The 10,738-nt window shown below is 33.9% G+C and carries 9 protein-coding genes; all 9 read left to right on the forward strand.

Features of this window, described 5'->3' with window-relative positions:
* Positions 1-45 precede the first annotated feature (45 nt).
* Positions 46-1,632, forward strand: a complete 1,587-nt coding sequence (locus BLV53_RS08660) for an AAA family ATPase (RefSeq protein WP_090299907.1) — start codon at positions 46-48, stop codon at positions 1,630-1,632.
* Positions 1,633-1,678: 46 nt separating this feature from the next.
* Entirely contained in the window at positions 1,679-3,178 is a 1,500-nt protein-coding gene (locus BLV53_RS08665; RefSeq protein WP_090299909.1) for a hypothetical protein, read from the forward strand.
* A 13-nt stretch (positions 3,179-3,191) separates the two neighbouring features.
* Positions 3,192-4,682: a DUF6056 family protein gene (locus tag BLV53_RS08670; protein ID WP_090299911.1), complete on the forward strand. Its 1,491-nt coding sequence runs from the start codon at positions 3,192-3,194 to the stop codon at positions 4,680-4,682.
* Between the two features lie 20 nt (positions 4,683-4,702).
* Positions 4,703-6,181 carry a hypothetical protein gene (locus BLV53_RS08675; RefSeq protein WP_090299913.1) on the forward strand — a complete coding sequence of 493 codons (1,479 nt, stop codon included), beginning with the start codon at positions 4,703-4,705 and terminating at the stop codon, positions 6,179-6,181.
* A 7-nt stretch (positions 6,182-6,188) separates the two neighbouring features.
* Positions 6,189-7,361, forward strand: a complete 1,173-nt coding sequence (locus tag BLV53_RS08680) for a hypothetical protein (protein WP_090299915.1) — start codon at positions 6,189-6,191, stop codon at positions 7,359-7,361.
* A gap of 66 nt (positions 7,362-7,427) precedes the next feature.
* Positions 7,428-8,657: a hypothetical protein gene (locus tag BLV53_RS08685; protein ID WP_090299917.1), complete on the forward strand. Its 1,230-nt coding sequence runs from the start codon at positions 7,428-7,430 to the stop codon at positions 8,655-8,657.
* Positions 8,658-8,751: 94 nt separating this feature from the next.
* Complete coding sequence (gene rffA, locus BLV53_RS08690) at positions 8,752-9,885, forward strand: dTDP-4-amino-4,6-dideoxygalactose transaminase (protein ID WP_090299919.1); 1,134 nt, start codon at positions 8,752-8,754, stop codon at positions 9,883-9,885.
* Positions 9,885-10,409, forward strand: a complete 525-nt coding sequence (locus BLV53_RS08695; RefSeq protein WP_090299922.1) for a GNAT family N-acetyltransferase — start codon at positions 9,885-9,887, stop codon at positions 10,407-10,409. The genes rffA and BLV53_RS08695 overlap by 1 nt, the downstream gene beginning before the upstream one ends.
* An 11-nt stretch (positions 10,410-10,420) precedes the next feature.
* Positions 10,421-10,738 (forward strand): glycosyltransferase (locus BLV53_RS08700; RefSeq protein ID WP_139298943.1); only part of this gene is annotated, 318 nt, incomplete at its 3' end.

Below are 10,738 nucleotides of genomic sequence, written 5' to 3' on the forward strand. Positions count from 1 at the left end.
TATTAAATTGTAGACTTATTATATTTTTATGAAAGAATGATAAAAATGGGTACATATTTAAATCCAGGCAATAGTGGTTTTGCCACAATTAAAGACAAAGATTATATAGATAAAACGGGCTTAATTAGATTAATAAACGACACTATTGATACATCTAGCAAATTGACATGTATCAGTAGACCTAGGCGTTTTGGAAAATCTTATGCTGCCCAAATGTTATGCGCTTATTATGATTATACATGTGACTCCCATTCTTTATTTGAAGGATTAGAGATTTCAAAATCAGATGATTATGAAAAATTTATAAATAAATACAATGTTATTTATATTGATATAACTGGATTGCTTTCTGAATTGAATGGCGAGGGTAAGGATTTAATAAACTTTGTGCCTTTGCTTAAAAAAGATATTATCCGAGATTTATGTAAGGCGGAGTCTAGAGTTGATGATACTAGAAGATTATCTGAATGTTTATTAGACTATGTGGAATATACAGGAAAAAAGATAGTGTTTATCATTGATGAATGGGATGCCCTTATTCGAGAAGCAAAAAAAAATGATAAAGTTCAGATTGGTTATTTGAATTTTCTAAGGGAGATATTCAAAAACGGAAATATTACACCAAGAGTAGTAGCAGGTGCATATATGACAGGAATTCTTCCAATTAAAAAGGATGGGACAGAATCTGCCATATCAGACTTTAATGAATATTCGATATTAAATCCCGGTGTATTTACTGAATATACTGGTTTCTTAGAAAAAGAGGTTTGTCAGATTTGTTCAGATAAAGGATTGAATCCGCAACTCTTTAAGGAATGGTATGATGGATACTTATTTGACAAAGGAACATCTATATACAATCCCTATTCAGTCATGCAAGCAGTGTCTCGCAATAGTTTTGAGTCATATTGGCAAAAGACAACTGCAGCCGAATCATTAGTTACATATATCAGTATGAATTTTGCAGGATTGCAGGATGATATCGCTAGACTTATAACAGGTGAGCATCTTGAAGTTGATATATCGGGCTTCAGCAATGATGTTGAAACATTCAAGACAAAAGATGATGTGTTGACATTGTTAATACACCTTGGATATTTGGCTTTTGATAGTATAACTCATAAGGCAAGAATTCCAAATGAGGAAATAAAAACAGAGTTTGTAGCCCTGTTAAAAAATTCATCAAAAAGTGAATTGGCCAAGTTAGTTACACAATCAGATACTTTATTACAAGATACTATCGAGCAAAATGAGGAAAAAGTAGCGAAAACTATAGATGATATAAGAATGTCGGAATATGCGCCAACATTCTATAATGACGAGCAAGCCTTGAGATATGTCATCAAGTTTGCATATCTAACTTGTGTAGATAAATACAGTAAAATAGAAGAGTTGCCATCCGGTAAAGGTGTGGCTGATGTTGTATATATTCCCCAAAAGACCACTGCGGATCCAGCTTTGGTTATAGAATTAAAATGGAACAAAACTGCTGAGGCTGCGATTTCTCAGATAGAGAATAAAAATTATCCCGAGATAATAAAGGCTTTCAGTGGTGATATTTTAATGGTGGGAATAAACTATGATGAAAAGACAAAGCGGCATAGTTGCAAAATTAATAGATTACAAAAATAATTTTGCCATATGGTTACAGTGAGCTTGGCTTCAATTAGAAGGGTAAATGATTAAAATGGAAAATAGTTATAGAAAGTTTCTGTCAAAGAAGCATGTACATAGATATATACTGGGAATCCTGTATTTAGTGTTGTTTGTTCCGTATTTTTATTCTTTGTATTATTCTGTGCCAGCGAGTGATGATTTTGCTTTTGGCGCGGACACTTGTTCAGACAATTTATTGCTAAATGCAATATTGTATAGTGTGTGGAACTGGCGATTTCACAGCGGAAGATGGTTAATATTTATCATTCAAAAAATTATTAATCCATTGAATCTACATATTCATCTAGGTCATGCATATGGAGTATATATGATCGTTTTGTTTCTCTTTTTCACAGGGATAATCATATACTCACTAAACGAGATAATAAGATATATATTAGATTGCAATGGAATTCTTTCAAATTGGTCAACGTTTATACTAATAGCTACTTTTTATACAACTTATTATTACGTTGAAGCTTATAACTGGTATGTAGGAGCGACAGCTTATGCTCTTCCTATGGCACTTATGTTATTAGCTGTAGCACTAAATATAAAATACTTGGAAACAAAAGAACTAAAATATATGGTGTGGCTATCAGTAACAGCTATCATACCTGCAACAAATGAGTTTTGTGATGTCCCACTTGGTGTAGTGTATATATACTTGATGTTTTTGGTTGGTAAAGGAACCATCACAGATAAAAAAGAATTAGTTCATAGATTGTTACCATTATTGGAGTTTGTGGTACTTGGAGTATCAGTAGTTTTTGCTCCGGGAAATTTCGTAAGACAATCTGGATATCAAGTTGAATCCAATTTAGGAAATGCAGTTAGACAATCTGTTATAGATATTGTCTCTAGGATTACGTCTACAATTGTTGTAAAACCATGGGTATTAGCAGCATTTTTGGGTATATTTTTGATAGGTATAGCCTCAAATAAAAATAAGCACAAAACTACTAATATTTTTATGTTAGGATTAGTTTGCGGGATAGCAATATTGGGTTCTATTTTTCCATATATGTATGGACGTAATTTCACAACTACATATATGGATGTAAGAATGCAATATGTAATGGGGCTTCTGATTGTCATATGTATAGGCATATTTGCTATGGTGATAGGAAGGAAATTCGCAAGATTAATAAAAATAGATTTTAAGAGCAGTCATATAGCTCTTGTAACAGTCTGTATTGTCATAGTGGGTGTGATTGGTCTTGTTAGAAATAGCGCCTATCTCAACTCTGTTCCAGTTGATATGTATAACAAGAAAGAACTTATTAAATCAAGCTATGACCTATGGGATGGCGTTCTTTTAGAGATAGAACAATCACCAGATGATGATGTAAAGGTCCATAGAGAGTCAGATGTTTCATGGACCCCATATTTCCTATATTCAGGGTTAGTTAGTGGGGAAACATTTGATGTAGATTTTGATGAAGTCTATAGTTCTAAACAAATTATGTTGAACGTATATTATCAGAAAAAATCTGTCACATTGTATTTTGATAATCAGTAAGGTAAATAGGTTTATGTTAAAGAAAATAAATATTAAAGAAATATTACTTAGAATTCCGTTGATAATAGGATATATATGGTTACTTAGCCCTTTTGTATATAGTGTTTATTATTCTATGCCAGCAAATGACGATTTTGCCCATGGAATTAATTGGTGGGGAAGTAATTTGGTTGGAGAGGCTTTGCATAGAGCTGGATGGAACTATATGCATAGCTTTGGACAGTCAGGTGTATTTGCTGCCTTCACACAGGTACTATTTAATCCGTTATATTGGTTTAAAGATAGGGGGCATAGCTTTGGAATCTGTATGGTAATTGTATTTCTATTAGTTATCATAGGAACGCTGTATGCTGTAAGAAGATTAGTAAAGCTATTGGGAGCTGTGCAGAATAGTTATGTATTAGATATATTTACATTCTTGTTGGCATTACTGCTTCTTACAAGCTATTATTATAGCGATGTATATAATTGGTGGTCAGGTGTACCTGGATACTCTCTGATGATGATGGTGAGTATGTTTGCCTATGGAAATATTGTAAAGTATAACGATACACGTAGCAAAAAGGATTACATTCTGATGATTATTCTAGGAATGATTACCTGCACTTGTTTAATGAATTGTGTGGCAACTGGCATATTTTATGTCATTTATGTTTTTATTTATAATTATAAAAATGGTGAGAAATTAACAAGAAAAATTCTCCCTTTAGTATTATATATTTTTGTCGGACTTCTTATGATTGCAGCGCCTGGTATACGTGAGAGAAGTGGAGAGGATATACCTGTAGATTATGTAGAAGCTTTAATGGTAACAGCTTATCGTGTGAAAACTCGTTTTACTGTATCATATCAGACGCGACCATGGATTATCTTATTTATTGTTTTGATCCTATTAGCCGGAATGATGGTTAAGTCTGAAAAGAAGCCTAAGATTCTTGTGATTATTATGGGTTATCTGTGTTCACTTGTGGCTGCATTTGGTGCAGTAGCTCCATATGTAGTAGGCTCACATAAGACATATGATTCAGAATTTACACCTAGAATATATTTTGTAGAAGATTATTTAGTTTTCATAGCTTTTGCAGTATTAACATTTAGATTGGGACAATGGCTAGCCGTAAAGATTGACAGAGAAATACAATGGAAAATTGTTATTCCATTAGGGCTTTGTTGTGTTTTAATTAATTATATATACTGCGCAAATCATCAAGAGGAGATAGGTGTATTAATACCATCTGACATAAAAGAACATGTGGCATTAATAAAAGAAAGCTATTATTTCTGGGATGATATTATAGATGAGATAATAGAATCTCCTGATATGGATGTTGAGATTTATAGACAAAATGTGGATTGGTGCCAGTATGTGTATTATACAAGTTTAGATGATGGAACTAGTGATTGGGACTGGTCTGGAGATAAAAAAATATATTATGGAGGATGTAATCAGTGTGCGGCAATTTTCTATGGAAAGGATAGAATAAGAGTTTATTTTAATGAATAGTTGATGATGGGATGATTTTAATGGGGAAAGATAGAAACATAATGAAAAGGTATTTTATGCTTGTTTTAGGCGTGATTATACCTATAATGACAACATTTATATACTACTTTTTAAATTTGAGATTTGGAGATAGTGTATTTGATTTGCCAATATCTTCTTGGGGGGATGGAATATTATATTATAAGCAAATTGAGAGTTTGGTGAATGGGGGCAACTTACAGGGCTATTATGGTTTTAATGAAAGCCATGCAGAAATTGGGAAAATGGCGGCATGGTCACCAATTATATATGTTCCTTTTACATTATTGGGAATGATAGCTGGATGGAATTATTCTTCCCCAATTATATACAATGTTATTTATTGGATTATTGCCTTTGAATTATTTGTAATTTTATTAAAACCAAGGCTGGTTCAATTCACGTCTTTCTCGATTATGTGGATTAGTTTTGGCATATTACATTACTATAGTTTGCAGTGTATGGCGGAAAGCTTTATTGCGTCTCTAACCGTTATTTATGTTATAATTGCATTCAAATATTCATATGATTCAAGACAATTTAATATTTGGTTGGTTATAGCATTGGTTCTTCTAGTTCTTTTAACATTAATGAGAGGATATTGCGCAGTATTTGGTTTACCATTATTCTACTTTGCCTTAAAAAAGGTCGGTAAATTAGTCTCAGCAATTATAGGCATAGTGATGATATTATCTACTGCTACATATATTGTAATAATAAAAAAATATACATCATTATATTTTTGGCCTCTAATAGATGCTTCTTGGGTTCGGGCATTTAGATATGGTATACGACCAGGGATTGAAAGCACTTTAGAGAGATTTCTTTTAGCATATTCAGAATGTAAGGAACTTATACTAGGGACTTTAGCACGGAATTATATGTGGTATGCTTCATATGTATTACTTATTATTGCAATGCTTTGGTTATTATATAAGACGTTCCGTGATAGGAAATTGTCATATGTATCTGTTCTAATAATCCCATTAGCTTTTATAGCAGCTTTTTGGATGCTTTATGATGTAGGAAACGGTGGGAGACAGTTTATTTGTCTTGTATGTGGATTCTTCCTAATACTGGCTATGGATCAAAAGGCAAGTCCCCTCATTGGAGTAGTGCTGCTACTTTCCTTTTACATGACATGGTTTACTAAGGGAGATGTAAAATTTTTAAACACAAGTAGTAATGCTTCATTTGAAACTGAAGTAAGTCGTTTGACAGATTATTTAAATGCGGAACAGGGAATTAGTGAATGGGATAATACAATTGTATGGGCATATGGAACCCAAACTTTATATGGTGTACCATCGAAGTTTGGATTAAATTGTTGTAGAGATGAATATTTAGAAGAAAACGGCGGATCTTTAAAAGCAAAATACGTTATGATTGGTAAAGGCAGCCCTGCTGAGAAATATGTTCAGCCTAGCGGTTGGAAATATCTAGATACATTTTTGGATATGGATTTATATAGTACAAGGTAGAAATAAAATGAAGAAAAAGTTGGAATATATTTTTAAAAATTATACTGACACACCATTTTGGTTAGGTGTTATAGCGGTTAGCCTAATATGGATTCTTATCTATTACACATTAGGACCATATTGGGATTTTGAGGAGCATATTAAACTTGCGAAATATATTATTCGTCCGGAAATAGACGCCCAGGATTTATTGGATGTTGGTTTAACACTTGTTGCACCATACCCGTTATTTCACATCAGTATTAAGCTGTTGCATTATATGTTCAGACTTGATTACGTAACGGTTCAGGCAGTTTTTTTGACCTTATGCAATGTTTGCTCAATTCTTGTTTTTAGATTTATTATAAAAAAATATACAAAGGTAGAAAATTCATATTTTGTTGATTTTTTAAGTATATCCGCGATGATTTTTATGGGCGCAAGGAGTTGGTTAAATGATTGGGTATATTTTAGGTGGCAGGCGGGACCTAATCCATTGCATAATCCAACTATAGTTGTGGTGAGACCAATAGGTCTATTATGCTTTTATTTTTTCATAAAATACATGAACGATTTTAAAAATAATAATAAAGATTATTTACTTTTTTCTATATTTAGCGCACTTTCTGTATTAGCAAAACCTAGTTGGGCAACCGTATATATAGCAGCAATGGGAGTATATACTTTGTTCGTGATGTGCTCAAATAAGGATATTTTTATTGGAATTAAAAATTTTATTGCAGTATTACCGACGTTATTGATAATGGTGTGGCAATTATCGGTATTTAAGAATAATACAGACAAGATGGATGTTAGTATTCATTTTGGTACATATTACGATTACAGTGTACTCAAAGTAATAGGAATATCGTTAGTGATGGTTCCGGTTGTATTTATATTGTTTGATTATAAACGTGTAAAAGAAAATGTGGCGATGGTAATTACACTAACTGCGTTGATTATAGGGTGGGCTCAGTTTTTCCTATTAACTCAAGGTGGAACCAATGATTTTAGTTGGGGTTACGACTTAGCAATTCAATTGACAACAGTTTTATTTATGGCTGATGGATATATTAGAGACAAACAGAATAAGATCGCAAAATGGCGTGTGAATTTAGCTTATATAATGTTTGTGTATCAAGTATTTGTAGGGTTATGTTACATGTATATCACATATAAAAATTGTGACTACAGATTTTAATCAAATTATAATATTTTAGTAAATTTGGTTGAGTAAGAAGGAGTACCATAGTTAAAGGGATAATATATGTATAGGAATGATAAGAAATATAAATTGTTTGATTTAGTAATTTGGATAGGAACATTGTTTATATGTACTGTGTTAATGTTCGTTTTAGTTTATAAGCAAGCTTCTAACGGTGAAATATATCACTCAGATATAGGTGCTTATATTGATGAAATGTTAGGAATACCTACTGACTATAGTTTTCCCTATCCTATAATGTTCAAAACGGCAGCTCTACTAAATAAATTTGTTTGGCCGAGCTTAGCGATGTCACTAACAGTTACAGGTTTTAACATTTTAGCGTTAATCTATACTAGAATAAGTTTCCGAAAAAAAACAAATATTGGAATATTAGCTACCTTTTCAACAGTAGCATTATTTTTCTGTTCAATGATTTATAATCCCTTATTTGCAAAAGTAGGGATTTATAATAGATATGTAGGTGTATTTACACATAACGCTTGGCATAATGCCACCTATTTGGCGTCTCGTCCATTTATAATTGGCTCATTCATTTATGGAGCATACACTATGCTTAACTATGAGTCGGATTTTGAAAAGGCAGAAATACTGACGTTTGCAAAACACAAAAATTATCTAATTTTTTCATTGTTTATGTTTTTGGTTACAATGACTAAACCAGCATATACATTACCACACATGGCAGTGGTCGGTATAGTTGCAATATATAGGTTGCTTAAAATGAAGTTTAAAAATTTTAGGCAGACTTTATGTTTGGCATTAACATATGTTCCTACTTTGTGTGTATTACTATATCAATATGCTGGAGTGTTTACAGGAACATCTAGTAGAGGAGAGGATAATGGTATAGGAATATGTTTAGGCAAAGTGTGGTTGAACTATGTATCCAACCTTCCTTTGGCAATAATTTTAGCAGCAGGGTTTCCTATTGTTGTACTGTTATTTCATATAAAGCAGTTGCGTGAATCTGAACAATATCGGTTTGGATGGCAAATATATCTTGCGGGGCTATTGATGGCCTTTTTCTTATATGAAAAAGGATTTAGGGCGATGCACTTTAACTTTGCATGGGGCTATATCTGTGGCCTGTTTGTTGTTTTCTTTGTATCATTAGAAGAATGGTGTATTGATATAAAAGAGGCTTATTCAGAAGATGAAAGATTCAAAGTTAACAAGAAATTAGTAGCAGAGACTATTGCATTGCTGCTGCATTTGATATGCGGTGTATGTTATTTTATGTCGTTACTAAATGGAGGAGATTATTTGTAATTTGAACAGTATGAGCTCCATATGTATTATAGAAATAATAGGCTATTCAATTATATAAAGGACAAGATTATAACATATTTAGGAAGGATACAAAATGATACCATTTAACGTCCCACCATTTGTGGGAACAGAAACAAAATATATCGAGGACGCCATCGCAAAGCACAAGATCTGCGGTGATGGCGAATACACTAAGAAATGTAATGCGTGGCTTGAGGAAAAAACAGGATCACCAAAGGTGCTTCTGACCACATCTTGCACACATGCTACAGAAATGGCTGCCCTCTTATGTGATATTAAACCAGGTGATGAAGTAATCATGCCTTCATATACATTCGTATCTACAGCTGATGCGTTTGTACTTCGTGGAGCGAAGGTTGTGTTTGTGGATATCCGCCCAGATACAATGAATATTGACGAAAACAAAATCGAAGCAGCAATTACAGAAAATACAAAGGCAATCGTGCCTGTTCATTACGCTGGTGTATCTTGCGAGATGGATACTATCATGGATATTGCCCGCAGACATAATCTGCTTGTAGTAGAGGATGCTGCCCAGGGTATCATGAGCACATACAAGGGAAAGTCCCTCGGAACAATCGGAGATTACGGCGCTTTCTCATTCCATGAAACTAAAAACTATTCAATGGGTGAGGGTGGAGCACTCTTGATTAAAAATCAGGATATGATTGAGCCAGCAGAAATCATCCGTGAAAAGGGTACAAACAGAGCTAAATTCTTCCGTGGACAAATTGATAAATACACATGGGTAGAGGCAGGCTCTTCATATCTTCCATCTGAGCTTAATGCTGCCTATCTCTATGGTCAGTTGGAATCTGCTGACAAGATTTTTGATGACAGAATGAACTCTTGGAACAAATACTATGACGCTTTCAAAGAATTAGCTGATGCAGGAAAAGTTGATTTACCAGTGGTTCCTGAAGGCTGCACTCACAATGCCCATATGTTCTATCTTAAGTGTAAGGACTTGGAGGAGCGTACAGCACTTATTAACTATGCCAAGGAAAATGATATCCTTATGGTATTCCACTATATTCCTCTTCATTCTGCACCTGCCGGTAAAAAATATGGTCGCTTCAGTGGCGAAGATATCTTTACCACAAAGGAAAGTGAGAGACTTGTCAGACTTCCTCTTTACTATGGTCTTACAGATGAGGATCATGCAAAGGTAGTAAAAACAGTAAAGGATTTCTATAGCAAGAACTAATGGCAAATATGAGAATAGACGGAGAAAAAATATATCTAACCCCTATTTCAGATGAGGATTTGGCAGATTTTGTCCGCTGGCGTAATAGCCAGTTGGTAAGAGAACGCTATATATACCGAGGCGAATTTACCATAGAAGGGCAAAAGGCCTGGATAAAATCCCATGTGGATACAGGTGAAACCATTCAGTACATTATCTGGGACAAGCAGGATGATAAAAGAATCGGCTGCGTGTATATCCAGGATATTGACAATGTTAATCACAAAGGTGAATATGGCATTTTCATAGGTGAGGAAGACTATTTGGGAGGTGGCCGAGGACGCGAGGCTGCAGAACTTATAGTAGACTATGCTTTTTCACATTTGAGTATGCATAAAATATATTTAAGAGTTTTATCTGACAACATTCGAGCATACAAATCCTATGAGCATGCAGGGTTTGTAAAAGAGGGATTATTCCATGACGATGTTTGTATAGATGGACTCTATCATGACGTGATTTTTATGGCTAGATATAAGGATTGAAGGTGCAGAAAATGAAAGTTTCTTTTGTAATACCATGCTATAGATCTGAAAAAACTCTGGAAATAGTAGTAAGCGAAATACAAAATAAAATGCAGCAAATGACAGAGCATACCTACGAAATCATTTTAGTCAATGACTGTTCGCCAGATGGCACACTAAGTGTTATTCGTAGACTCTGCGCAGACAATGAAAATATCATTGGAATAGACCATGCTAAAAACTTTGGTCAGCACGCAGCTTTGATGGCTGGATTCAGCTTTGTATCAGGTGATGTAGTTGTATGCCTGGATGATGATGGTCAGACACCTGCTGACGAGGTAGACAAGCTT

The organism is Pseudobutyrivibrio sp. ACV-2 (genome assembly GCF_900107545.1).
Taxonomy (GTDB): Bacteria; Bacillota; Clostridia; order Lachnospirales; family Lachnospiraceae; genus Pseudobutyrivibrio.

What these genes read in the sequence shown, in the direction of transcription:
- BLV53_RS08660 (WP_090299907.1), top strand. Translation starts at nt 46, where the DNA reads ATGGGTACATATTTAAATCCAGGCAATAGTGGTTTTGCCACAATTAAA.
- BLV53_RS08665 (WP_090299909.1), top strand. Translation starts at nt 1,679, where the DNA reads ATGATTAAAATGGAAAATAGTTATAGAAAGTTTCTGTCAAAGAAGCAT.
- BLV53_RS08670 (WP_090299911.1), top strand. Translation starts at nt 3,192, where the DNA reads ATGTTAAAGAAAATAAATATTAAAGAAATATTACTTAGAATTCCGTTG.
- BLV53_RS08675 (WP_090299913.1), top strand. Translation starts at nt 4,703, where the DNA reads ATGGGGAAAGATAGAAACATAATGAAAAGGTATTTTATGCTTGTTTTA.
- BLV53_RS08680 (WP_090299915.1), top strand. Translation starts at nt 6,189, where the DNA reads ATGAAGAAAAAGTTGGAATATATTTTTAAAAATTATACTGACACACCA.
- BLV53_RS08685 (WP_090299917.1), top strand. Translation starts at nt 7,428, where the DNA reads ATGTATAGGAATGATAAGAAATATAAATTGTTTGATTTAGTAATTTGG.
- rffA (WP_090299919.1), top strand. Translation starts at nt 8,752, where the DNA reads ATGATACCATTTAACGTCCCACCATTTGTGGGAACAGAAACAAAATAT.
- BLV53_RS08695 (WP_090299922.1), top strand. Translation starts at nt 9,885, where the DNA reads ATGGCAAATATGAGAATAGACGGAGAAAAAATATATCTAACCCCTATT.